Raw genomic sequence first — 23,483 nt, forward strand, 5'->3', positions numbered from 1 at the left:
CCTGTTCGTTATGTGCTTTCTCTAGCTTGGCTTGATAATGGAGAAGAGGAGACAGCCTCAAAGCAACAGCCGCTCCGTAATCCAGCTCAGCAAAGACTCATTGTGTTTTCTGTATTCTTTTCTTCTTTATATACAGGCAAGTGAACGCTCACAGTCGTCCCTTCGTTTTCCGCACTTTCATATTCAATTCGGCCTTTATGCTCATGGATGATCTTTTGACAAATAGTCAGACCAAGTCCCATTCCTTTTGATTTTGTTGTGAAGAAAGGCTCTCCTATTTTTTCGAGTTTTTCTACAGGCATGCCTATTCCTTCATCTTTAATATAGATACTGATTTCATTTTCCTGTTGAAGCCGCTGAATGGTCAGCACACCGCCTTTTTCCATTGACTCAATGCCATTTTTCACGAGATTAATGAACACCTGGATCAGCTGATTTCGATCGCCAAGTACAAAATCGGGTTTATTGCTGGTTTTCTCGATTCGAAGAGCCACTTTCTTCTCTGCTGCTTGATGCTTCAGAACGTTTACTACATATTCAATTGCGGAATGAAGAGAAAATGCCTGTTCAAGCCTTGTCTGCGGTTTAGATAAAACGAGAAGCTCTTCAACTATCGAATGAATTCGATCCATCTCTGAAGACATGATGTCTACATTGTCAGAAGAGAGTTTATTTTCTTCTCTCATCAATTGAATAAATCCTTTTAAACTAGTGAGCGGATTTTTAATTTCGTGAGCAATTCCGGCTGCAAGTTCTCCTGCTACAGCAAGCTTTTCCTGCTTGACTAACCGCTCTTCAGCTTGTTTTTGCTGTGTGATGTCTCTACCAATCGTAATAAGCGCTTTCCTGGAACCATCTTCATAGAAAATCGGCACTTTGATGACGTCAAACGTCTTAAATTCACCAGATGGAATATTAAAGCTTTCATCTGCTCTTACCGTTACCGCTTTCTGCCACGTTTCTTCGTCTGAAACCATGCAAAATTCAAATGCCTCTTCAAAAAAAGGATTTACCTTTCCTAGTTCTCTATCGGTTTTACCCCTATATTTTTTTCCTTTTAATCCGTACAGGTCTAATCCAAAGTCATTGGTGCGGATCCATCTTCCTTGTCCATCCTTAAAGCATACAAAATCAGGCATAGATTGGATCAATGCTGTCATATTTAATTCTTCCTCTTCTAAATCAATGAAAAATCTTTTAATTTTCCGATATTTCTTAAATACAATGATAGCTCCAAGAAGCAGCAATAACGCAGCCATGATTTCAATGATTTGATGATTTGAATCATTTATAAAATCATTCAAGCCTGATAGTATGAGTGAGATTTGAAGGATAAATAAGAGAATAAACAAGATCATCAATGATTTGATTTGAGTTAATGAGTTAGATTGTAACAGTTTAAACCACCTGCCCGACATGCCATTTTGATTTTCGTACTTAGTAAAGAACAAACGATCCATACCATCATAACATGTCGAATTTTGGAGTAAAAGAACGAAATGAAATTAATTGGCTTAATTTAACTCTAATCCTAAAAAAAGTTTATTAATGAGCCATTTTATTCATTGTAATCCCTTTATTTTCTATCCTAAGATGGTTTTCTGGTTCAATAAAAAGTTTATGACATAAAAAAACCGCCTGATCACTCAAGCGGTTTGTCGTTAGCTCATTATCGTTGTTTTTAGCTTTTTCAACATATCTTCTGTCATAGAAGAAAGATCATGGGAAGTTTTGAAGCCCCATTCCGCACGTGCAGCGGAGGCATCAATTGAATTTGGCCAGCTGTCTGCAATCGCCTGGCGTACAGGATCAACGTTGTAGTCCATTTCAAAAAATGGGAGATGCTTCTTAATTTCAGCAGCAATTTGTTCAGGTTCGAAACTCATCGCTGTCACATTAAAAGCATTTCTGTGAATCAGCTTTGCAGGATCTGCTTCCATTAAATCAACAATTGCCTGAAGCGCATCGGGCATATACATCATATCCATGTAGGTTCCTTCTTTCAGGAAGGATGTGTATCGGCCGCCCTTTAATGCTTCATAGAAAATCTCGACTGCATAATCCGTGGTTCCGCCTCCTGGTGGTGTTACATAAGAAACCAATCCTGGGAAACGAACCCCGCGTGTATCTACTCCGAATCGGCTATAGTAATAATCACATAGCAGTTCTCCGGCTACTTTATTAATTCCATACATTGTGGTCGGACGCTGCAGTGTATCCTGAGGCGTGTCTGCTTTAGGTGTTTCCGGTCCGAATGCCCCGATCGAGCTTGGTGTAAAAAATTGAAGGTTATGTTCGCGTGCTACTTCAAGTCCGTTTACAAGTCCTCCCATGTTCAGGTTCCACGCTAGTTGAGGTGTTTGCTCTGCACGGGCTGACAACAAAGCTGCCATATGCATTAAGGTGTCAGCGTTGTATTTTTTCACTATGGCATTCATTTCTTCTGCATTGGTTACATCAAGCAGTTCAAATGGTCCTCCATTCACGACTTCATTATCGCTCGTGCGAATATCTGTAGCAATTACTGAATCTGCGCCATATTCTTTACGGAGTTTGGTAATCAGTTCAGAACCAATTTGTCCCAGTGCTCCTGTTACTACTATTTTTTTCATGGTATCGTCCTCCTCTTGCAAGTATCATGAGCATGTCTTCCTATAAAAAGGACAACTGTCCTTGCACGAAATACAAAAACTGTCCTTAAATGATATATCCACCTTTAATCTATCATATTCGCCGTAAAATGTTTATACCAGAAGGACAAATAAAATTATTTTTTTGTGGAAAATGTATTCTATTTTTAAATTCTTCTTATATGCATCTATTTATTTTTTGATGCCAAAAAAAATTCTCCTCATTTCAGGCATCGCATATCCCGATTACGTATAACTATTGAGCAGACAGTGAAAACAGAATCTAAAACAGAGAAATTTAAAAAAGCCTTGTGTGCAAATCAAAGCAGATGCTTTCATTTGCACACAAAGCGGGCAGTAGATTTTTTTATGCTTAAGTCAGTAGATAGACTTTTTGCAGTATCATCTTATTATTGAATGATCTTCAGTTCTTTTCCTACTTTTTCATAGACGGTCAATGCTTCATCAAGCATTTCTTTTGAATGCGCCGCAGTCGGCATATTGCGCACACGACCTGTACCTCTTGGAACGGTAGGGAATACGATGGATTTTGCATAGACACCCTCTTCGCTTAACCGCTTGCTGAATTGCTGTGTCAGTTTTTCATCACCAAGGATACAAGGTGTAATCGGTGTTGCGCTGTCTCCGATATTAAAGCCCAGTTTTTTCAGGCCGGCTTTTAAATAATCACCGTTTTCCCATAGCTTGTCATGGAGTTCTGTACTGTCGATGAGCATCTGAAGTGCTTCTGTGATGGCAGCTGTGTCACCAGGTGTCAGCGATGTAGAAAACAGGAACGGACGTGAGCGAACCTTCAGCCAGTCAATAAGATCCTGCGTGCCTGCCACATATCCGCCTACCACGCCAATTGCTTTAGATAGCGTGCCCATTTGGAAGTCAACTTCTTTAGCAAGACCAAAATGTTTTACTGTTCCGGCTCCTTTGCCCATTACACCTGAACCGTGGGCATCATCCACGTAGGTTATTAAATCAAATTCCTTCGCTATCTCAACGATTTCAGGAAGCTTCGCTACATCGCCATCCATTGAAAAGACACCGTCTGTAATGACCATTACTTTATTATATTGTCCGGATTCGGTTGCTTCTTTCGCTTTCGCACGAAGATCTTCCATGTCAGAATGGTTAAACCGAATCACTTTTGCACGTGATAAACGGCAGCCGTCAATGATGGAAGCATGGTTCAGCTCATCTGAAAGAATGGCATCATTCTTATCCATAACAGCTGAGATGGCAGCCATATTACAGTTAAAACCGGATTGAAATGCAATCGCTGCTTCTGTTCCTTTAAATTCAGCCAGCTTGTCCTCCAGTTTCACATGAAGATCAAGCGTGCCATTAATTGTGCGGACAGCTCCAGCCCCTACACCATAGTGATCGATTGCTTTTTTGGCAATTTCTTTCAGATGATCATTGGTCGCAAGTCCAAGATAATTATTAGAAGAAAGATTGATCATCTCTTTTCCGCCGATTTTTATTGTGGCTCCGTTTGGTCCTTCTACTGGATCAATTTCGTTGTATAACCCTTGTTCTTTTAATTCATTTAGATTGTCTTTAAGGAATTGATTTAATATTTTCGCCATTTTTATTCCTCCTTCATTATTCGGGAATCGGACATTTGTCCTTTTGACATATACAGTGTACCTGTTTTCACTCACTAAATTACTCTATTTACCCGTTAACAGTTTAACATGTTTGCTTGATACGGACAATTTTCTCCTCTGTAGATGGTTGCGATGAAAAGAAACGTCCCTTCCATTTTTACAAGTTCAGGCTTCCTTCGATTGATCATTTCCAACATTTAGTTTCCTATTTTAAAAACAAGTATGGTATGGTTAAGATATCAGAAGGAGGGATTTGGATGAACCATCTAACCACGATCACCCTGTTGGAAAAAGGCAACCATAAAACCAGCCTCACCCCCACAAGAGTGGCATTTCATTCTCCTTGTACGATCGTAGAAGCCCAGTCCGCGGACGGAGCAATTTATTACGCATATTTCTATAGGCAACAATTCCTTGCCGCCAAAAAGGTAACCCGCTCTAAGCGAGGCAGTTATCTTGAACAGGCGATGACAAAAGGAATTGTTTTTTTATGCCCGCATCCACTGGCATCAAAGCTTCTGCTTGAAAACCAAACGATTAAAAACCGCTCGTTAACCCAGCTGCTTTCCTGGAGCAAGCAGCGATTTACACTCATAGAAGTTTCAAACATCTTCAGCTGTCTTGATTCCCTCATACAGGAAGAGAAATTATTTAAAGTAATGCGTGATTCCTATTATACTTATCGCAGAGACGGTAAATGGGGCAAAGCCTACTCTGTTCTTCTATCTTTAGAGAATACGTTCCCGAACCATGAATGGGTCACCCATACCAAACATGATGCTGCTTTTTCCGCCTACCATAGTAAGTATGAAACCTTGTCACCCGCACTTGCTCAATCCGATCCGAGCACATTAGAGTGGTTGCTTTGGACTGAACGAAGCAGCTCCGATCACCGTGCTCAGTGGCTTACTGTATATGGTCAGGATCCCGCCTGCTCCCTGTCTGCCTTTGCGCTGCTATGCGAAGAACACGAACAATCTGATCGTGAAGAAGCCTTTCCATTCTTTTTAGACCAGGCAAAACGGCTATTTACTCAAAACGAACAAAAAGAACTACTCCTGCACATGACAAAAGCACCTCGTTCCTATATTCATAAAGAAGCATTCAGACAATGCATCCGCCTGCAGGAATGGGAAGAAGCTATGACGACTCTTATCGAGAAGCCTTTTCCACTTGAACCACAGGATGTGCGGAGTGTGAAAGAAGCGATGTCTCTTGTCAGATGGGATCACACTCTTCCAATTGAACAGCTTAGCATGGTGCTGATTCCCATTTTGAAGGATGAAAAGCACGATCTGGATCTTTTATTAACAGCCTGCATTCCAGTGTTAAGCAAAACACACGGCCTTCCTTATTTAATCAATTGGCTAAAGCCTTTAGAAGAAGTCCAATGCCATCTGCCTATTCATCAGAAAGTTAAAAATCTCGTGGCCTGTGCGGAGGATCCGGATAAACAGGCTCAGGCTGGAGAACTTTATTACAGCCTTGGCTTAAAGGGCGAAGCAATCGAATCCTTCAGCTATGAAATGGAGCTGAAACCGGACGATCCCGCTCCTGTAAAATGGCTGTTTACCTTGTATCGTGAAACAGGAAAATTGGATGAAGCTACGGCTTATCAGCAGCTGCTTCAAACCATGAGATGATAACGAACGATCGTTTGAACAAAACAAGAAATGGCTTCATGAATTTTCATTCATGAAGCCATTTCTTGTTTTATGTTATGTCCCAAGCGGACTAATCGATTTGAGCAATTTCACATATTTGATCCTGAATGGACTGCTGAATTTTTTCCACCTTTTCAAAGTTCATTGCCTGAATATAAATAGATTCCAATTCATCATGCAAGTACTTTGCTTTTTTTAGGCAGGCAGTCCCTTCGTTCATTTTTTCAGAGTAGCGCTTGCGGATATCCTGGATCTTGAGAACATTATCTTCGTCTGTACCCTTGCGGATCATCTTGTCATACGTATCGACAATTTCATCTCCTTCTCTTTCAGGATAATATTCATGTGGGGCTGTACTGTCAAAAATCGCAAATCCAAGCTCACGAACAATCACCATATCCAGACTTTCAGGGTCAAATCCGCAATGATAGATTTCCACATCGAGTCCTAGCTTTTCTGCTTTTTTCGCTACTTTTTTTAAGAGAGTTGATTTACCTGTACCCGGTCTTCCTTTAATAAAATATCGTTTGGGCAGTTCATAGGTCAGATTCGGAATGTAGTCAACGGCTCCTTTAGACGTGGCAGCGCCGAGATACCGATGCTTAACTTCCGCTTTTTTATTTAAGCTGACATTACCAAAAAGCCTGGTAATATAGGTTTGAGCTAATTGATCTGCTGCTTCTCTGTTCAGGTTTTCAATATAAATATCTTCCCACTCATCGTGAATGGACAATGCCATAGCAAAAATTGAATAGGCCTCTTTATAGCATTCATCTATTTTTTTGTTGTATTGTTCTACTTCTTCAAGATGGAGTTCAAGCTTTTTTCGTTCCCAGGCCTGACCGAGGTTCACATATTCCTCTTTTGCACCTGGTGCGGTTGGTTCGAGGATATGAGGGGCCGTTCCGTCTACCAGTCCTATTTCCAGCGCTGGAATGATCAATCCATCGAGTGAGTCAGGATCCGCTGAGCAATGAATCCATTCCACGTCATATCCTTTTTCTAGCCACGCATGGCCAATTTGCTTCATAAGTGTTGATTTTCCTGTGCCAGGCCCGCCCTTTAATATCCATAGTCTGGTAAGCGAGGCAAGATTAGAGTCAAAAAAGTGGTGGAATCCTTTTGCAGTATTGCCTCCAGCAAAATAATGACGTATTTTTCCAGTCAAATCGCATCCCTCCATATTCTTGGATCTACCTGTTATGTATATGAGCAAGCGGGATCTGTATGCTTCTTTTTAATTAGAGTTTGATTATGGGGACCGGGTCATTTCCGTTTCAGGCGGAGGCTTTCTTACGTGGCGGGAGGTGAACCGATTTGGTGCTGCCGCATCTTCCCGCTGATGTCAGGACTTGCTATAGGTCTGATGAAGGATGATTCCGCAGAAAAAAAGAATGTTCACACGTAAAAGTGGTACGTGTGAACATCCTTCCTTATTTATTGAGTTTTGTCCCAGTGTCGCTCTTTCTTTACTTGTCTACTTTGCTTTATCCTGGTGCGCTTTGATGGCCTGGCTTCCAAAAGAGACTTTGACCATGTCTTCCATCGGAGGATTATGGATGCCCATTCTGACATCGTTGTAAAACTGCTGCATAGGACTTGAAGCTGACATACCTGATGGGCCTACAATTCGCATGGCTTTATCCACAATGGAAATACTTGAGTTTGTAATTGTTACTTTTGCGGATTGAAGAAGATTTTTTACCGTTTCTTTATCAGCAGCTTCTTCATAAGCCAATGCTGCATGGTACAGGATCTGACGTGCGCTTTCAAGCTCAATGTCAATTTCCCCAATCTGCTGCTGGATCGTGGGAAGATTTCCGATTGGCTCCCCTAAAGAAGCAGGCACATACCCTGCTGCAAACGCAACCGCTTCTTCTCTTGCTGCAGCGGCAATGCCAATATAACAAGCAGGTATATGAAGCAGCCAGCCTGGTGGAGAAGATTTTTGATCCAATGCATGTTCCTTCAGCAGATGGTTTTTCTGCACCCTTACCTCTTCAAGCACAAGGTCATGACTAGCCGTCCCTCGCATTCCAACACTGTCCCAGGTTTCCTTAATTGCTACACCCTTTTCAGTGCTTGGCACAATAAAGGTAGCGACATTTTGCGTCCCGTCAATCGTTGCCGTTACCAAAAAATAATCAATCAGCGGGGCAAGAGACGTAAATGATTTTTCTCCGTTTATGACCCAGTGATCATCTTTTTCAGTCGCCGTGGTCATCGGCAAAGCACCGCGTGCAGGGCTGCCTGCGCCTTTTTCAGTCGCGGCAGTGTTAATCAACGCACCGTTAACAATTTTTGGCATGAGCCAGGAAACGGCTTCTGCATTCCAGTGCCGGTTTTCACTCCACTCAAGTAAAGCTCCTCCGTGCCAGCCGATGGACAGCGCAGTAGCTCCACTGCCTCTTGCAATGGTTTCCTGCGCTAAAATGAACGAATACAACCCTTTGCCTTGACCTCCAAATTCCTTGGGCACCGTCAATGTGTGATAGCTTTTATTAATGAGCTCTTTTATATTTTGAGCAGGCAATGAATGAAGTTTGCTTAATTCCGGTTCTCTTTGTTTAAAAGCAGGGAGAAGCTCCTTCAGCTCCTCTGCCATCACTCGCTGTTCATCCGTCCGAATAAAATCGTACACCGAACCACTCCTGTTCTAACATTTTCTTCAGTCTACAGTAAGTGTATTCATTATTCCAACTGGATTGCTTGGATAATTCGGTAAATACTTTCTGCAAGACCTGCTCAACCAGATTTACCTTTTCACCCTTTTTTTGCTGCCCATTGTGTGTTGTCGTTAGAATGATTTTTTTCTGCTAATCGAGTCAGCAGCATCTTGCTTTGGGGAAGGGAAAGATGAACGACAGAACCGACGCAAAGAGCGGCAACCACCGTACCAATCCCAACCGGACCGCCTAAACTATAGCCAGCTGCCAGCGCAGCCAGCTCGATTCCGCTGCGCACTCTGCTGATTTTCCATCCGGTTTTCTCAACGATCAGCATCATCACTGAATCCCGTGGCCCTGCTCCAAGATTGGCAGATACATAGATTCCTACTCCATAGCCCATAACGACAATGCCGAGCAAAAAGATGGCGATAATACCAGGCAATGAAGCAGGCTCCGGAATAATCCAATTGAAGATATCGATAAATAGTCCGATTAACAGCATATTTAAAATTGCTCCGATTCTCGGCGGTCTTTTTGTAATAAAAACGACCGCTGCAATGATCAGCAGCCCCATAATTATCGACCATGTCCCCACCGTTAAGCCAAACTGCCAGAATAAGCCAAGATGCAGAACATCCCAGGGACCAATGCCTAGCCTCTGTCCTTTAATGGTCAAAGTAATTCCAAGCGCTAAGATGACCAGTCCTGTCAGAAAAAAAGTCCACCGTAAAAAATAATGCTGCTTCATCTATTTTCCTTCTTTCAACTCTATAAATAAAAACTATTTTCTCACCTTACCATACCATTCTTCTTAAAAAATACTATGGTCATCATTTTTCTTTATGATCGATTCTTTTAGCTAGTATGGAAGTTTATTTTCACAGCTTATAGAAAGAAAGCCGATGCTTTTCGCTAAATCCAACTTTCTTATACAAATGAATGGCAGCTTCATTGCCGGCATTCACACAAATCGAGATTTCTTTTACATTCATTTCTTGAAAAAGAAATGCTGCTGCTCTTTTCAAAAGTGCCTCACCTACCCCTTGTCCTCGGAAGTTCGGGTTCACCGTAATAAATTCAATTGAACCTTCACCATGCGCAGGGCTTGCTTCTACATACACATACCCGGCCAGCCGCTGATTTTCCTGAACCACAAATAAACGGTTATGATTGTTTTGGCGACGCAGAATCTCATCACTGGAGAAATAACCGGCTGGAAAAGCACTCGTATGTAAACTCTTAAACTTTTCTGTATAAGGAGCGGTGAATTCCTCTACTTCCATTTGCTTGCCTGGCTTAATCTCCTCAGGAATGACTCGAAGGATAACTTCCTTGCTTTTGTGTACTGCCCCCTGAAGGCTAATCCAGTTAATCGCCTGCTGATTTTGTTCATTATAAAATCCGTGCCACGTTCCGTTGTGATTAATCTTGTGCTTCAGAAACCTCCACAGTCTGCCTGCATCTTCCTGCCATTCTTCACCATCTTTCAGACTGAAGGGTCCCCACAGTTCACCTGACGCTGCTTCCATATCCCAGTCTGCTCCAAGTGCTGCTATAATCTTTCCATCCTCTTTTAAAACAGCAAAGGAATTTTTAAATGAAAGATCTGAAAAATCATTCAAGAGCGTATCCGTTACTTCCATTTCTTCCGTTCCGCAGTACCCCGTATGTTGAGCAGGATTTTTATTCAGCCGGGCAATAAAGAGGCCTATCTCTTCCTCTGTGAAATCGGAGCGAAGCTGGTTGCTGCATGGAAAACAAAAAGCAGTCCCCTCATCTATCTCTCCTTCAAAAAAACCATCCCTGCAATATAGATCTTTACAGCATCCTGTGCACTTCCCTGCAAGTTCTTTCATCATATTCCCATCAGCCCTTTGGTTTTACTTATATTCTAGCAAATATTTCCTTAAAAAGTCTTCTTGGGTAAAGATTTACAGACAAAAAACCCCGGATGAAAAATTCATTTCACCCGGGGTTTTATCATTCAGAGAGCCTACTCGACCCTCTTTATTCAATTACAATGTGAATCCTGCCGGAGCATCCTTCACAACAACAATAATTTTACCTTGGTCAAGCTTGTCTTCTAACGTATCAGCTTCTGCTTGTGTAAAGCCAAGCTTTTCAAACTGTGCACGAAGCTCGTCGCCTTTTTTACGGAAAACATTTTTCGCTGCTGTGCCAAATCCAACCTCAGATGCTCCAACTGTGTTCGCATCTGCGTTGTCAGCCACACGCTTCGTACGGTCGTCATCATGAGTAACAACGTAAATCGTATCTTCATTGACGCCTCTAGTTTTAATGGAGTTAACTGCGTTTACAACTTCTTCATCATTTGAAAATTCTTTGTAAAATAAGCTCATTTGTTATCTCCTCCTATAAATAAGTCTACAGAAGAAATTATACCCTTTATACACTCCATTAAACCTTTTCTCTAAAGATGCTCTCAGATCAGGTCTGCTTCTGCGGCTTCAGTTATCGTCAACAAATCGCTGACTTTCAGTTCGATCTGGCTGCCAATCTGCCCTCCGCTGACAACCACTTGCGCCTGACCATTAAAGGGCTGTGCTGCAAAGGTTGAGAACTTCTTTTTCATCCCAATTGGCGAGCAGCCCCCTTTAACATAGCCGGTTGTTTGAAGAAGGTTTTTAGATGGGATCATCTCAAGCTTTTTCTGTCCTGCTGCAAGAGCCGCTTTCTTTAAATGAAGCTCCTTTTCAACCGGGATTAAAAACACATAAACCTGACGATCAGGAGACTGCGTAACCAAAGTCTTGTAAACTGCACCAGCCGGCCTGTTTATTTTTTGCGCCACGGATACTCCATCAAGCAGATTGTCTGCTGTATCGTATTCTAAAATGCTATATGGAATGTTATGAGCATCAAGTATTCTCATCGCGTTTGTTTTAGCTTTTTTTGTCATTCCTGCACCCCGTTTTTTGAATTATTTTACTTAGGCAATTTTGACGTTATACGTTTTACATTCTATATAAAACCCTATATGATTATTTTGGTTATCGAAATAAATAATAGCTCCACACGGATGTTAAAAAGGCGGTTACGTATGAAAAAACAATTTTCTCAATCGAACGAAGTGCCGGATTCTCAAAAGAAGAAACTGACATTTTTAGTTTGTTTAATTTTAGCATTTACTGTTATGAACGGCACCATGTTTAATGTGGCCATTCCGGATATTTCAGCTGAATTTGATTTATCCCCTTCACAGGTAAGCTGGGTAATGACCGGCTACATTTTAGTTTTCGCGATCGGGTCGTTAATGTACGGAAAGCTCGCAGACTTGTTTCCGATCCGCACGCTTTTCACTTTCGGCATTGCTTTATTTTCTTTAGGAGCATTCCTTGGCCTAGTGTCACCAAGCTTTGAGGTGCTGATTTTGGCTCGTATGCTTCAAGCCATGGGGGGTGCGAGTATACCCGCTCTTTCTTTTATTATTCCTTCCCGTTTCATGCCAAGCAGCAGAGGTAAGGTATTTGGTTATGTCGCGTCAACTGTCGCCTTCGCATCAGGAGTCGGTCCTATTTTAGGCGGATTAATCGGAGGAGCCTTTAGCTGGAGATTTTTATTTCTATTTTCCATGCTTGCAGCTTTGTCCATTCCTTTATTTCGCAAATGGCTGCCGCAGGAAGAAAGAAAATACGGGTCAGTGGATATTCCCGGTGCAGCTCTTGTTGCGCTGACGGCTGCTTCACTCCTGTTTTTTATTACGACGTTTGATGCACGATTATTACTCGCATTCGCTCTGTTCGCTGCTCTTTTTATCTGGCGGACCATTAAAGCAAAAGAACCCTTTATTCAGCCATCCATTTTAAAAAACAAACGCTACACCGTTACCGTATTCTCAAGCTTTTTTGGTACAGCGTGTTTGTTTGGACTGATCTTTGTCATTCCCATTATGCTGAGAGATTTAAATGCGCTGTCTACGATTGGAATCGGGTTGGTGCTGTTTCCTGGTGCGATTATAAGCGGAATCCTCGGTCAATACGGTGGAAGGGTTATCGACCAAAAAGGCGGGGTACCGGTCGTAAAGACCGCCCTTATTCTTATTGCAGCCGGCTGTTTGCTCATCTCAACGTTTGCGGGCAGCAGCGCCTGGATCATATCGCTATGTATGCTGGTAGCCTATATCGGTTTCCCGTTAATCCAGAGCTCTACAGCTGATCTATTAACAACTACCCTATCCCCTGAGCAAAACGGGGTCGGAATCGGACTGTTCAATTTATTAAACTTTATGGGCGGCGCTTTCTCAAGTGCGATCTTTGGATCCGTGCTTGAAATACAAGGCGTTACCACCCAGTTTAATTTTCTGTCTGAAAGCGGACTGAATGTCATTTACAGCAACTTATTTATTGTTTTAAGCCTGCTCGCCATTCTGACCGCAGCATTCTTTTCCGTACTGTACAAAAGGGCTGATAAGCAAGCTGAATCCTATTAATCATTCCCTCCGGAACAAGTCAGGCTTTGACTGATTCCGGAGGTTTTTTTTGTTTTATTAATTCATAAAATTTCCTCCTATGATAATATAAGGATATATCGTCATAGGAGGAAAGTTATGAAAAAATACTTGCTGATTTCGCTGATGGCTGCGATTCCCCTTTTAAACGCCTGCAATGAAGAGGAAGCGAATACAGTGCGCAAAGCTGAACTAAGCGACCGGGAAATGTAAATTCTGTCTGTATCATCCAATCACTACTCTATCTTCGATTTTTATAATGGTGAAAAGTTTAGTGAACTTAATGTATGGATTGAAGAATATGAAAATGGGGAGTACATTAAAGACGTCGCAAACATAATGGTTTCTGTTAGTAAGGAAGGGTCCATTGTATTTAGTTCTGATGACGTGTATATGGACGATCCGGATAAAAACCTTCTATCCATTAACCTTGCCGTTACAAACGAGGATGGCAGCGGAAGTACATCTTTCACAGTTGAGCCTCCTGAGGATTCAGCTAGAATTTCAGGAGATTATCTTGAAGAAACGATGCCATTTGAAGGCGAAATCGTATTGTCATATTTTGCTTTTTCCAGTGATGATATTGTGAGTACTTTAGAAAACAGTTATTTTGAAGACCCGGATGCAAATGCTGCTCTGTTAAAGCAGTATGATGCTATTTACGTGATGAAAGGGAAATTTAACTAACGATTTACGCCTACTGATTCCAACTCTGTATCCACGCCCTTTCACCGGACCTGAACCTGCATTTAGTAAACGGAACAGAATGAAACTGAGTACATAGCCTCCGCGTCTACTTGAAAAAGGAAAGTGGAGGAAAACCTAATGAAACAAGCCACAGTTTTAACGATTTCTCTTGTAATAATCTTGATCTTGAGCGGATGCAACAGCTTTTCAGATCCAAAAATTTCAGAAGATGAAGCAAAACGGATTGTCATTGAAAACAGTACAATTACTATTGGGAAAGTTGAAATTCAATCCATAAGCCGCGAGTGGAATAAGTATGTGATTCGATGGGAAAATAAAGATAACTGTGAGAGTGGAACTGACTACGTTCATATTCAGAGCGGGGAGCTAACAGAAGAGTCAAGGGCTATTTGCTAGTACGTTTATATGAAATAAAAAACCGGTGGAACGGTCCTCTGAGAGGCAGTTCCACCGGTTTTTGCTTTGTCTTTACAGGTGATCCTGTTACAATTTTAAATTTTTGAGCGCATCCGCAAGCGCACTATTCACAGGTTCTTCTTTGTTTTGTTTCTTCATGTAGTTTGCTACATCTTTTTTTCCTGCTTTGCTAGCTGAAGATTGTTTCTTTCGCTTTTGGAAAGCAGAAAGCTTTTCTCTGTGCCCGCATACGCAGCTGAAGGTCTGCGCTTCCCCTTCTCCGCGGAGCTGAAGTTTTTTATGGCAATTCGGACATCTTGCATTTGTTTCCTTGGCGATGTTTTTGCGGTGACCGCATTCCCTGTCCTGACAGACGAGCATTTTTCCTTTTTTGCCCTTCACTTCAAGCATAAGTTTCCCGCAGTCCGGACAATGTGTTCCGGTTACATTATCATGCTTAAACTTGGCATCGCTGTTTTTGATGGATTGTACAATTTCTTTTGTAAAGGCAGTCATTTCAGCTAGGAATTCCTGCTTTTTAAGTGTCCCTTTTGCAATGGCACCAAGCTTTTGCTCCCACTGAGCAGTCAGTACAGGTGATCTTAACTGTTCCGGAACCAGCTCCAAAAGCTGTTTTCCTTTAGACGTAATTAAAATCTCCTGACCTCTTTTTTCGATTAAAAAGCTATTAAACAGTTTTTCGATGATGTCTGCCCGGGTCGCAACGGTGCCCAAACCACCTGTTTCACCAAGCGTCTGAACAAGCTCTTTCTTTTCATTTTTCATGTATGCTTTCGGGTTTTCCATAGCAGACAGCAGGGTTGCTTCATTGAAACGGGCAGGGGGTTTGGTTTCCCCGGCAGTTTCTTCAATTTTCTTTATGCTGAGTACTTCTCCCTTTTTCACATCCGGGAGCTTTTGCGCTTTTACGTCCCCTTGCTCAAGGTCTTCTTCACCCGTATCGAAAACGGATTTCCATCCTGTCACAGTTGGGATATTTCCCTTCGCTGTCCACTTTTCCCCTGCGATGTCTGCTGTAATGATGGTTTGTTCAAATTCATAAGCAGGCAGCAGCACAGAAAGAAAGCGTGTGGCGATCAGATCATACAGCTTCCACTCCTTATCGCTCAACACATCCGGCAGCAGCCGTTCCTCGGTTGGAATGATGGCATGGTGGTCGGTTACTTTGGCATCATTTATAAACCTGCTGTTCCCCTTTATGGATGTGCGGAGAAGCTTGGATGCATGAGCTGCGTATGGCTTGACCTGCATCCCTTTTAAACGATCCGGCAATGTTTCTACTAAATCGGATGTTAAATAGCGTGAGTCTGTTCGCGGATAGGTGACAAGCTTGTGCTGCTCATACAGTCTCTGTAAAATGGACAACGTTTCTTTTGCAGAATAATGATAGCGTTTATGTGCATCCCGCTGCAATTCCGTTAAATCATAAAGGGCAGGGGCATACGTTTTTTTCGGTGTCTTCTTTACTTCCTGAATGACCGCCTGCTTGCCCTCAAGCTTGTTCATGATCGATTGGACTTTCGATTGATCAAAGGTTCTTGTCTGTCCGCCCTGACTCTGCCACTGAAGCGTAAATCCATCGGCTTTCGCTTGAATGCCATAATAGGCTTGAGAACGAAAACGTTGAATTTCTTCTTCCTTCGCTGCGATCATGGCAATCGTAGGTGTCTGCACTCTCCCTGTAGAAAGCTGGGCATTGTATTTCGTTGTGAGGGCTCGTGTTGCATTAATCCCCATGATCCAATCCGCTTCTGCCCGGGCAACAGCTGAGGCAAAAAGCGCCTCATATCCCTTGCCATCTTTTAACGTGCGAAATCCCTGTTCAATCGCTTTATCAGTGACCGAAGAAATCCATAAACGTTTAATCGGCTTTTTTACATTGGCTTTTTCAATAATCCATCTGGCAACCAGCTCACCTTCGCGACCTGCATCTGTTGCAATCACAATGTCTGCTGCATCCTGCCTTAAGAGCTGCTGCTTAACCGCTTGAAACTGTTTGCCGGTCTGTTTAATGACAACGAGCTTCATTGGGTTTGGAAGGATGGGAAGATCCTCTAAACGCCACGACTGATATTCTTTTCCATACCCATCCGGATCAGCATGTGTGACAAGGTGGCCCAGAGCCCACGTAACGATATAGCGGTCTCCCTCCAGATAACCATTTCCCTTTTTCGTACATTTCAGCACACGTGCAATATCTCTAGCAACTGATGGTTTTTCTGCTAATACGACTGTTTTTTTCATCTAAAAATCCTTTCTTATCCGTCTATTCCTGCCTTACAGTATAACATGAAAAACAGCTGTAACATAACGGTGGGAAGGACTTATCCTCCAGCATAGAGCGGTTCATTTCCGGTCCATGCATACCGTTTAGACAGGGCTTGGCGGTAAACATTTTGCACCTATCCCATCCACCCCGCTTCGTCCAGAGGTAAGCCGCCTGCCTGCATTTTTAAGATGTCATCAAGTGAGAGATACTTCAACAAAAAAAGAATGTCCTCACTTAAAAAGTCGTGAGAACATTCTTCTTCATTTATCTGTTATCTTTCCAGCCTCATAGTTTATGTTTCAAGTTCGCCTTTAATCAGCTGCTCCTCGTAAAGGACGACTGTTACGCATCACCGTTTTTTCTTAATGCCTTTTTTGATTTTTGATGAATCTTTTCTTTTTCTCTTGAAGCTGATGAAACCCTTACTACGGTATCCCCTGCCTGAACAGCTATTTCCGTATCCAGTGCAAAGGGTTCAAAATGACCCGCAGCTTTTAAGACGCCAACGATCGTATCCTCTGCGTCGATTTCCTTTTTAAATTGATCATAGCTGTATTGATCGGTTAACAATGTTTTCCGGAACACATACCCGTTTTCAAGCTGAGATATGAGGTTTTGCAAGGTGGCCGTTTGGTTAAACAAAATTCTGCCTCCAACCGTATGAGTCAGTTTCTCATCACTTGACGCCAATTCTCTTTCGGATGCCACTTGAAATAAGTTTTTGGCACCCATGGAAGGAGTAAAGGTGGAACAAATAAGTGCGTTATAGGCATCACTTTCTGTACCAGCCACAATCGTTTCATACGGTGTCATATCAAGAGTGTACTCTGTCTGCTCGGACAAAATTTCCCCATGAAAGGTGGATAAACCGCCTTGTCTTGCTTTCATCACTTTTTTCCATGAAGAATCAACTAATAGAGCAGGTATCTCCATTTCTTTCAATGCTCTTACCAGCTCTCTTGTGAATAAATTCCCTCCAACGACAATGATTCCCGGCTTACTGTCATTGGCTAATTTTAATTTGCGGGCAACCCAGCCGATTGAGAAGCCATGAACACAAACCGTTGCGAATACAAGAGCAAAGGTTAATGCAGTAAGCAAACGCGCATCTTCAAAACCTGTTTCAAATAAAACGGAAGCAAAATACCCCGAGACTGTCAGTGCTACGATTCCCCTTGGTGCGATCCACCCAACAAGTGTTTTTTCCTGCCAGGACAGATCCGTTCGAATCGTTGACAGCCAGATTGATAACGGGCGAACAATAAAGATCATGAGCAATACATATCCGATAATCGCTGGATTTATAATTTCCGTGAACGTTTCGATTTGAATGGAAGCGGTCAGCATAATAAAAATAGTCGAGATAAACAACACCGAGATATTTTCTTTAAAATGCCTCATGTTTTCCATTGACGCAATATGCATATTCGCAAGCGTCATTCCCATCGCCGTCACAGATAGAAGACCTGTCTCGTGCATCACTTCATCTGCCAATGTAAAGCAAAGCAAAACAACGGCAAATAAAACGGGTGATTTTAGAAATTCAGGGATATACCCCTTTTTAAACATCCATCCCATTCCTCTTCCGCATCCCCAGCCCAGCAGTGTAGCAAAAGCTGCTGCACCAAAAAAGAGGAGGAGAGTTTGAAGTGTTACAGACTCATCTGTAAAGAACAAGATTATTTCAAACGCGAAAAGCGCTAGAAGTACTCCGATCGGGTCCACAATAATTCCTTCCCATTTTAGTATCTTCGCAGGCCTTGGCTTTAATTTAGCCTGTCTGAGAAGAGGAAGAATAACCGTTGGTCCAGTCACTATAAATAGCCCGCCGATCACAAATGCCACTGGCAGGGATAAGCCTGCTACATAATGGGCGGTTAGTGACCCGAGAATCCAGGCAATAAATGCCCCAAAGGTAACAATTCGAAAAACCGGCTTGCCCAAATCCCTTATTTCCCTCAGGTCAAGCTGCAGACTGCCTTCAAATAAAATAATGGCCACTGCCATGGAAATGATTGGTCCGTACATATCCCCAAACTCCTGCTCGGGATTTATGATACCTAATACAGGGCCGACAATTATTCCTGCAACCGACATAACAACAATCGCAGGAAGTTTTATCCGCCACGAGAGCCATTGAGATAGGATCCCAAGAAATACAACGAGCATAACGGTAAACAATAATGAATTAAACATGAATGGATCCCCTCTTCCTGCCTTTCGCACACTTTTAAAAACCTACCGCTTACTTTACCAGTTAAGAAGGAATAGGTGAAGAATTTAGATTCTCCTACTTTTTTTATTTCCTCTCTTGCGCTTTGGTTCTTTCTGTTTTTTCTATTTCTGCTGAGTTATGCACCACAACAGTTGAACTCCGGCCTTCCAGTGCTTTTTCAACCATAGCCAGTGCTACCTGCTCACCGCGAACCGCCTTATACGTTTTTAACGGGCCTACCATTGCCCACCCGATTAATGTCATGACTTTAGCTCCAATCGACTCGCCAAAACGAAACTCTTCTCTGTCACCAAGCAGCAGGGATGGTCGGAAGATTTGCAATTTAGGAAGATCCATCTCTCTCAGCTGTTCCTCCATAAGCCCTTTTATCTTATTGTAAAAAAACGGGGAAGAAGAATCAGCCCCCATGGCAGAGATGACGAGAAATTGACTGACATTATTTTGCTTCGCTAATGAAGCAAACTGCAGCGGATAATCTAAATCTACTTTTCTAAAAGCAGCTTTGGATTGCGCTTTTTTCATAGTCGTTCCCAGACAGCAATACACATCATCTACTACACCCACGTGCATGCCCTCTAAATAATCAAAATCAATGATCTTATTTATCAACTTTGGATGATTCATGTTAAATGAGGATCGGGTAATCGCCGTTACTTCGCTATATTCTTCCCTGCTGCAAAGCTCTTTGACTACTTCCTTCCCTACAAGTCCTGTCGCGCCAATCACGAGTGCCGTTCTTTTTTTCATCGTTTTGCCCCTGCTTTCTTCGTTTAAAATGTTGAACACATTAGTTATCCACACCAACGGTATAAATTAACTATTTAATTCGTTGTCTTACGTCCACAGCTCCATTTATTTTCATTTAAAAATGGCACCGGGCAGCCCGGCGCCATTTCTTCTTATTGATCGACCAGTTTCACACTTACTTTAACATCCAATGTATGTTTGCCGCCTCTGTAAACACCTTGCAAAGGACTGACATCCGCATAATCACGGCCTGCACCAACCCGGATATGGTTTTCGAGTGCCTCTACATTGTTTGTAGGATCCAGTCCCACCCAACCAATTCCGGGAACCATGACTTCAACCCAGGCATGCGTGGCGGAATCTCCAACGAGTGCAGAATTTTCTCCTACATACAGATACCCGCTTATATATCTGGCTGGTATCCCTCTTGCACGAAGGACGCCAATCATAACGTGGGCGTAGTCTTGACAAACGCCTTTTTTTCCTTCAATAGATTCGCTTGCTTTGGTTTCCACATTCGTTGCAACCGCATCATATTCAAACATGTCATGAACGTATTTCATAAGGTTTAAGGAAAATTGCACAGGATTTTCTGTATCCCCGATTTCCTGAACGATCTTGTCTACCTGCCGCTGCTCTACAAATGTATAGGCCGTTTGATTTAAGGAAGCAAGATAATGACGTTTAAATAAATCGGAATGAAAAATGGATTGCATTTCAGGTGAATAGTCAATTCTGCCGATAAAGGGGCTTTTTTGAATACTGACCGTAGCATACGTCTTTACTTCGAGTGACTGATGGAAATCTGCGATAAAGAATGATTCAACGCTATTTCCCCATAAATCAATATATTCTTTCGTTAAAGAAGCCGGTGTAATTTCAGAACGATAATAAAGGAGGCGCTGACACTCATCTGTTCTCGGTTTAAGACGGATGTCATTCATGCTTTGGTCCACTATCGTTTCATAATGAAACGTATTCGTATGTTCGATTTCGTACTTCATTCCGTTTTCACTTCCTCGCTGCTGATGGTCATTCCAATTATTTATGGTACGTAAAGGATTCTTTCAAGGGACATGAGCAGGCTCGATTAAATAGTAGGTTTGAGAAAAAACCTGACTGATATCGTTACATCGGTCCTGAAAATCATCTAAAAATGAACTGAATTCATGGACGGCAAGAGAACGTATTTTATCTTCATCAAACTCTGCCATCAATCGGTCCAGCGCTGCATACATCCGCCATGAATAATGCGATACTTTCCCTCCCTCAAGCGCAATGATCGCCTCTCTCACATGGTCCATGCAATATTGAATCGATCGGGGAAAAGCATAGTCAGAGATTAAAAAGGTTAGCACATCTTTCTCGTTCATTCTTGGAGGATGCTTTTTCAAGTACTCGTCGTAGCCATTTAACAGCTGCAGGGCAGACCGCCAGTAATAATAATTAGTGCCATCTGCTCTCTCACGGTCATCATTCGATTTTTCGCTGAGAACATTCAAGATCCTGGCTGTCTTTTCCCCTCTTTCCAGCCATTTTGCGATTTTAATAAACCGGTACGGAACCCCTCTGGACATGGAAGATTCAATAACCCCTTGTGAGGTTAATGATGCAACTTTCACCTTTTTTAAAAAGCCATGAACTTCCTTCAGCGACCCTTCCGGAATAAACATATTCGTGCTTTCGAGAAAAAGATCATTCCAGACTTCAAACAAGTCTGCCGGTATATTGTCACGGGTTACTCTTGCATTTTCTCTCGCAAATTTGACACAACTTAGGATAGAGCTTTGGTTGATCTCTGAAAAAGCTAAATAATCGATAACATTATTGATTGTCAGCTGTTCATACAACGAATGGAACTCTTCTAGTGATCCGCATACTTCAATGACAGTTTCCCAATCATGATTAGCGAGAGAATCTTCAGAAGATGCTTCAAGCATCTGGATAAGCTGAACGCCTAGTACTCTAGCATTATTTTCAGCTCGTTCAATGTTCCGTGACATCCAATACAGTGAATCTGCTACTCTGCTAAGCATATTAGCTCTCGCCCCCCTTCAATACCCATGTGTCTTTTCCTCCTCCGCCCTGGGATGAGTTAACAACAAGTGAGCCTTTTTTCAGTGCAACACGTGAAAGACCTCCCGGGAGTACATGCGTTTTCTCGCCCCGCATCACAAATACTCTCAGATCCACATGACAGGGGTAAAAATCGCCTTCTTGAAAAACCGGAGCACGGGAAAGCTGAATGGTTGGCTGGGCAATGTACTGAGAAGGATTTTCTTCAATTTTCTCTTTAAAAATGGCTCTTTCTTCTACTGATGCATGAGGACCAATGAGCATATCATAGCCACCTGATGCTCCTACATTTTTTATAACCAGTTCATCCAACCGCTCAAGCGCCCACTTTCTCTCTTCCTCGTTCCGCATAAAATATGTGTCCACATTCGGAATAATCGGCTCTTCCTTTAAATAGTACCGAATCATTTCCGGAACATAGGCATACATCGCTTTATCATCTGCAACACCGTTTCCAATGCCATTTAATATCGCAACATTTCCTTTTTTATACGCTCCGAGCAGTCCCTTCACCCCAAGTGCTGAATCGGGATTAAACGAATCCGGATCGAGGTATTCATCATCAATTCTGCGGTAGATAATATCCACACGCTGCATTCCCCGGATTGTTTTCATATAGACGATGCCGTTTCTCACTTGCAGATCCCGTCCCTCGACCAGTTCAATCCCCATTTGCTGGGCCAGAAAAACATGATCGTAATAAGCGGAATTATACATACCCGGCGTCAGCAAAACCGCGCGTTTTTTGCTGCTGCAGTTTTTAGGAACATGAGAAAGCAATGCTTCCTGCATATTGGATAGCTGATGCTCCAGTGAATGAATGCTGTGGCGGTTAAAAAATTCCGGATATACTTGTCTCATAACATATCTATTTTGATAAACATAAGACATACCGGATGGATTACGAAGATTATCTTCGAGTACTCTATAAGTTCCCTCTTGGTCTCGTATTAAATCTATTCCTGCAAGAAAAATATGATTATTCAGAGGAATGTCAACTCCACCGACCTGTTTGCGGAAATAATTCGGGTTTTGTTCCACTAATTCACGAGGGATCACTCCATCATTCAGAATGACTTGATCTTTATAAATATCTTCTAAAAACATATTCAGGGCTTCTGCTCTTTGAATCATTCCTTTTTCAATTATTGTCCATGCATCAGGCGGAACAATAATGGGGATAAAATCAAATGGCATGGTCCGTTCTGTTCCGACATTATCGTTGTAGACTGTGAAGGTAATTCCTTGCCGTAAAAAGCTTAACTGGGCAGTTTCATGCTTTTCTCTCAGTTCCTCTGCAGAAAACTGATTCATCATATTGTGAAATGCCTCGTAATGACTTTTCGTGCTTCCGCTTTGCTGCAGCATCTCATCAAAAAAAAGATCGGTTTGATAAGGCTTAAACATTCAGGAAATCCCCCCTCTAAGATAATTTAGCGTACTCTCTTTTATCTTTCGACAATTCCGCGACAAAATCCTCTAAATTTTCTGAAATTAACTCTATTACTCTATACCCCGCAGAATTGAAAAATATGTATATCTCTTCGTGTTTTTTGCATAGCGAAGAAAAAAAGCGTAGACTTATAGGCATAAAAAATAGAGGAGGAGCTTATTTAATGAGTCATTCACAAGTATCTGAACAGCGTATTGAAGAACTTAAGCAGGAGTATATCCGCGCTCAGGATCAGCTTGAAAAACTTGAATCATTAGAAATGGATACGGGTTCAGCTGAGAAAAGGCTTGCGGGTATAGAAGCAGAACTGGATCATCTTAGAAAGGAGCTTTCGTAATATTCCTTTCTTCATCATCTTGTATGGTAAATTAGGTCGCCCGTTCACAAAAGCTTAGTAAAACCTGTCTTTTGCGAACGGGCGATTTTTACGTTTAGGGTAAGATCAAAAGGCTCTTCCTCCTAGCTGATTCTGGAGATCCTTATGCTATAATCAGTAAATATTTTATTTCAAGTGGAAGCAGGTG

At 42.2% G+C, this 23,483-nt stretch carries 20 protein-coding genes; 5 read left to right on the forward strand and 15 right to left on the reverse strand.

The features are described from left to right. Nucleotides 1-86: 86 nt before the first annotated feature. The 3 genes from KR50_RS00370 to KR50_RS00380 all read right to left on the reverse strand — a co-directional run bounded on the left by KR50_RS00370 (nucleotide 87) and on the right by KR50_RS00380 (nucleotide 4,231). Nucleotides 87-1,460 carry an ATP-binding protein gene (locus KR50_RS00370; protein ID WP_232304220.1) on the reverse strand — a complete coding sequence of 458 codons (1,374 nt, stop codon included), beginning with the start codon at nucleotides 1,458-1,460 and terminating at the stop codon, nucleotides 87-89. Nucleotides 1,461-1,661: 201 nt separating this feature from the next. After that, entirely contained in the window at nucleotides 1,662-2,612 is a 951-nt protein-coding gene (locus KR50_RS00375; RefSeq protein WP_041053493.1) for an L-threonine 3-dehydrogenase, read from the reverse strand. A gap of 428 nt (nucleotides 2,613-3,040) precedes the next feature. Beyond that, nucleotides 3,041-4,231 (reverse strand): glycine C-acetyltransferase, encoded by a 1,191-nt coding sequence (locus KR50_RS00380; RefSeq protein WP_041053494.1) that lies wholly within the window; start codon nucleotides 4,229-4,231, stop codon nucleotides 3,041-3,043. Between the two features lie 278 nt (nucleotides 4,232-4,509). Between KR50_RS00380 and KR50_RS00385 the strand changes: the two genes are divergently transcribed. Further along, entirely contained in the window at nucleotides 4,510-5,895 is a 1,386-nt protein-coding gene (locus KR50_RS00385) for a hypothetical protein (RefSeq protein WP_041053497.1), read from the forward strand. A 91-nt stretch (nucleotides 5,896-5,986) separates the two neighbouring features. Here the strand turns inward: KR50_RS00385 and KR50_RS00390 are convergent, their stop codons facing one another. From KR50_RS00390 to ybaK, 6 genes are all read right to left on the reverse strand, one after another. Next, a complete protein-coding gene (locus tag KR50_RS00390; RefSeq protein WP_041053500.1) occupies nucleotides 5,987-7,084 on the reverse strand; it encodes a PRK06851 family protein in 1,098 nt (365 codons plus the stop codon). Between the two features lie 309 nt (nucleotides 7,085-7,393). Then, on the reverse strand, nucleotides 7,394-8,557 hold the full coding sequence (locus KR50_RS00395; protein ID WP_041053503.1) for an acyl-CoA dehydrogenase family protein: 1,164 nt from the start codon (nucleotides 8,555-8,557) through the stop codon (nucleotides 7,394-7,396). 122 nt (nucleotides 8,558-8,679) lie between these two features. After that, a complete protein-coding gene (locus KR50_RS00400) occupies nucleotides 8,680-9,333 on the reverse strand; it encodes a YczE/YyaS/YitT family protein (protein ID WP_052476604.1) in 654 nt (217 codons plus the stop codon). A gap of 130 nt (nucleotides 9,334-9,463) precedes the next feature. Continuing rightward, the gene (locus KR50_RS00405) at nucleotides 9,464-10,444 is read right to left on the reverse strand and encodes a GNAT family N-acetyltransferase (RefSeq protein ID WP_052476606.1); all 981 of its coding nucleotides are present in this window, start codon (nucleotides 10,442-10,444) and stop codon (nucleotides 9,464-9,466) included. Between the two features lie 156 nt (nucleotides 10,445-10,600). After that, the gene (locus KR50_RS00410) at nucleotides 10,601-10,945 is read right to left on the reverse strand and encodes a general stress protein (RefSeq protein WP_041053504.1); all 345 of its coding nucleotides are present in this window, start codon (nucleotides 10,943-10,945) and stop codon (nucleotides 10,601-10,603) included. An 83-nt stretch (nucleotides 10,946-11,028) separates the two neighbouring features. After that, complete coding sequence (ybaK, locus tag KR50_RS00415; protein WP_041053505.1) at nucleotides 11,029-11,505, reverse strand: Cys-tRNA(Pro) deacylase; 477 nt, start codon at nucleotides 11,503-11,505, stop codon at nucleotides 11,029-11,031. A gap of 141 nt (nucleotides 11,506-11,646) precedes the next feature. Between ybaK and KR50_RS00420 the strand changes: the two genes are divergently transcribed. From KR50_RS00420 to KR50_RS00430, 3 genes are all read left to right on the forward strand, one after another. Beyond that, nucleotides 11,647-13,035, forward strand: a complete 1,389-nt coding sequence (locus tag KR50_RS00420) for an MFS transporter (RefSeq protein ID WP_041053506.1) — start codon at nucleotides 11,647-11,649, stop codon at nucleotides 13,033-13,035. 357 nt (nucleotides 13,036-13,392) lie between these two features. Beyond that, nucleotides 13,393-13,740, forward strand: a complete 348-nt coding sequence (locus tag KR50_RS00425; RefSeq protein ID WP_041053507.1) for a hypothetical protein — start codon at nucleotides 13,393-13,395, stop codon at nucleotides 13,738-13,740. 138 nt (nucleotides 13,741-13,878) lie between these two features. Next, complete coding sequence (locus KR50_RS00430; RefSeq protein ID WP_041053508.1) at nucleotides 13,879-14,157, forward strand: putative periplasmic lipoprotein; 279 nt, start codon at nucleotides 13,879-13,881, stop codon at nucleotides 14,155-14,157. 87 nt (nucleotides 14,158-14,244) lie between these two features. Here KR50_RS00430 and KR50_RS00435 read toward each other — a convergent pair whose 3' ends face one another. From KR50_RS00435 to KR50_RS00460, 6 genes are all read right to left on the reverse strand, one after another. Continuing rightward, nucleotides 14,245-16,422 carry a DNA topoisomerase III gene (locus KR50_RS00435; RefSeq protein ID WP_041053511.1) on the reverse strand — a complete coding sequence of 726 codons (2,178 nt, stop codon included), beginning with the start codon at nucleotides 16,420-16,422 and terminating at the stop codon, nucleotides 14,245-14,247. Between the two features lie 367 nt (nucleotides 16,423-16,789). After that, entirely contained in the window at nucleotides 16,790-18,643 is a 1,854-nt protein-coding gene (locus tag KR50_RS00440; RefSeq protein ID WP_041053514.1) for a cation:proton antiporter, read from the reverse strand. Nucleotides 18,644-18,746: 103 nt separating this feature from the next. Then, complete coding sequence (locus KR50_RS00445) at nucleotides 18,747-19,430, reverse strand: oxidoreductase (RefSeq protein WP_041053519.1); 684 nt, start codon at nucleotides 19,428-19,430, stop codon at nucleotides 18,747-18,749. 152 nt (nucleotides 19,431-19,582) lie between these two features. Beyond that, complete coding sequence (locus KR50_RS18670) at nucleotides 19,583-20,434, reverse strand: transglutaminase family protein (RefSeq protein WP_041053521.1); 852 nt, start codon at nucleotides 20,432-20,434, stop codon at nucleotides 19,583-19,585. 63 nt (nucleotides 20,435-20,497) lie between these two features. Then, nucleotides 20,498-21,466 (reverse strand): alpha-E domain-containing protein, encoded by a 969-nt coding sequence (locus KR50_RS18675; protein WP_041053523.1) that lies wholly within the window; start codon nucleotides 21,464-21,466, stop codon nucleotides 20,498-20,500. A gap of 1 nt (nucleotide 21,467) precedes the next feature. Beyond that, entirely contained in the window at nucleotides 21,468-22,913 is a 1,446-nt protein-coding gene (locus tag KR50_RS00460) for a circularly permuted type 2 ATP-grasp protein (protein WP_041053525.1), read from the reverse strand. Nucleotides 22,914-23,122: 209 nt separating this feature from the next. Between KR50_RS00460 and KR50_RS18620 the strand changes: the two genes are divergently transcribed. Next, nucleotides 23,123-23,296 carry an SE1832 family protein gene (locus KR50_RS18620; RefSeq protein ID WP_198134216.1) on the forward strand — a complete coding sequence of 58 codons (174 nt, stop codon included), beginning with the start codon at nucleotides 23,123-23,125 and terminating at the stop codon, nucleotides 23,294-23,296. The last annotated feature ends 187 nt before the right edge of the window (nucleotides 23,297-23,483 follow it).

Origin of the sequence: Jeotgalibacillus campisalis, from assembly GCF_000829515.1 — a bacterium.
Classification (GTDB): Bacteria; Bacillota; Bacilli; order Bacillales; family Jeotgalibacillaceae; genus Jeotgalibacillus; species Jeotgalibacillus campisalis.

Bases quoted from the DNA above. Each gene is read 5' to 3' on its own strand.
- KR50_RS00435 (WP_041053511.1), bottom strand. From the start codon at position 16,422: ATGAAAAAAACAGTCGTATTAGCAGAAAAACCATCAGTTGCTAGAGAT.
- KR50_RS00375 (WP_041053493.1), bottom strand. From the start codon at position 2,612: ATGAAAAAAATAGTAGTAACAGGAGCACTGGGACAAATTGGTTCTGAA.
- KR50_RS00460 (WP_041053525.1), bottom strand. From the start codon at position 22,913: ATGTTTAAGCCTTATCAAACCGATCTTTTTTTTGATGAGATGCTGCAG.
- KR50_RS18675 (WP_041053523.1), bottom strand. From the start codon at position 21,466: ATGCTTAGCAGAGTAGCAGATTCACTGTATTGGATGTCACGGAACATT.
- KR50_RS00440 (WP_041053514.1), bottom strand. From the start codon at position 18,643: ATGTTTAATTCATTATTGTTTACCGTTATGCTCGTTGTATTTCTTGGG.
- KR50_RS00420 (WP_041053506.1), top strand. From the start codon at position 11,647: ATGAAAAAACAATTTTCTCAATCGAACGAAGTGCCGGATTCTCAAAAG.
- KR50_RS00400 (WP_052476604.1), bottom strand. From the start codon at position 9,333: ATGAAGCAGCATTATTTTTTACGGTGGACTTTTTTTCTGACAGGACTG.
- KR50_RS00370 (WP_232304220.1), bottom strand. From the start codon at position 1,460: ATGGATCGTTTGTTCTTTACTAAGTACGAAAATCAAAATGGCATGTCG.
- KR50_RS18670 (WP_041053521.1), bottom strand. From the start codon at position 20,434: ATGAAGTACGAAATCGAACATACGAATACGTTTCATTATGAAACGATA.
- ybaK (WP_041053505.1), bottom strand. From the start codon at position 11,505: ATGACAAAAAAAGCTAAAACAAACGCGATGAGAATACTTGATGCTCAT.
- KR50_RS00430 (WP_041053508.1), top strand. From the start codon at position 13,879: ATGAAACAAGCCACAGTTTTAACGATTTCTCTTGTAATAATCTTGATC.
- KR50_RS00425 (WP_041053507.1), top strand. From the start codon at position 13,393: ATGGTTTCTGTTAGTAAGGAAGGGTCCATTGTATTTAGTTCTGATGAC.
- KR50_RS18620 (WP_198134216.1), top strand. From the start codon at position 23,123: ATGAGTCATTCACAAGTATCTGAACAGCGTATTGAAGAACTTAAGCAG.
- KR50_RS00410 (WP_041053504.1), bottom strand. From the start codon at position 10,945: ATGAGCTTATTTTACAAAGAATTTTCAAATGATGAAGAAGTTGTAAAC.
- KR50_RS00380 (WP_041053494.1), bottom strand. From the start codon at position 4,231: ATGGCGAAAATATTAAATCAATTCCTTAAAGACAATCTAAATGAATTA.
- KR50_RS00405 (WP_052476606.1), bottom strand. From the start codon at position 10,444: ATGATGAAAGAACTTGCAGGGAAGTGCACAGGATGCTGTAAAGATCTA.
- KR50_RS00385 (WP_041053497.1), top strand. From the start codon at position 4,510: ATGAACCATCTAACCACGATCACCCTGTTGGAAAAAGGCAACCATAAA.
- KR50_RS00445 (WP_041053519.1), bottom strand. From the start codon at position 19,430: ATGAAAAAAAGAACGGCACTCGTGATTGGCGCGACAGGACTTGTAGGG.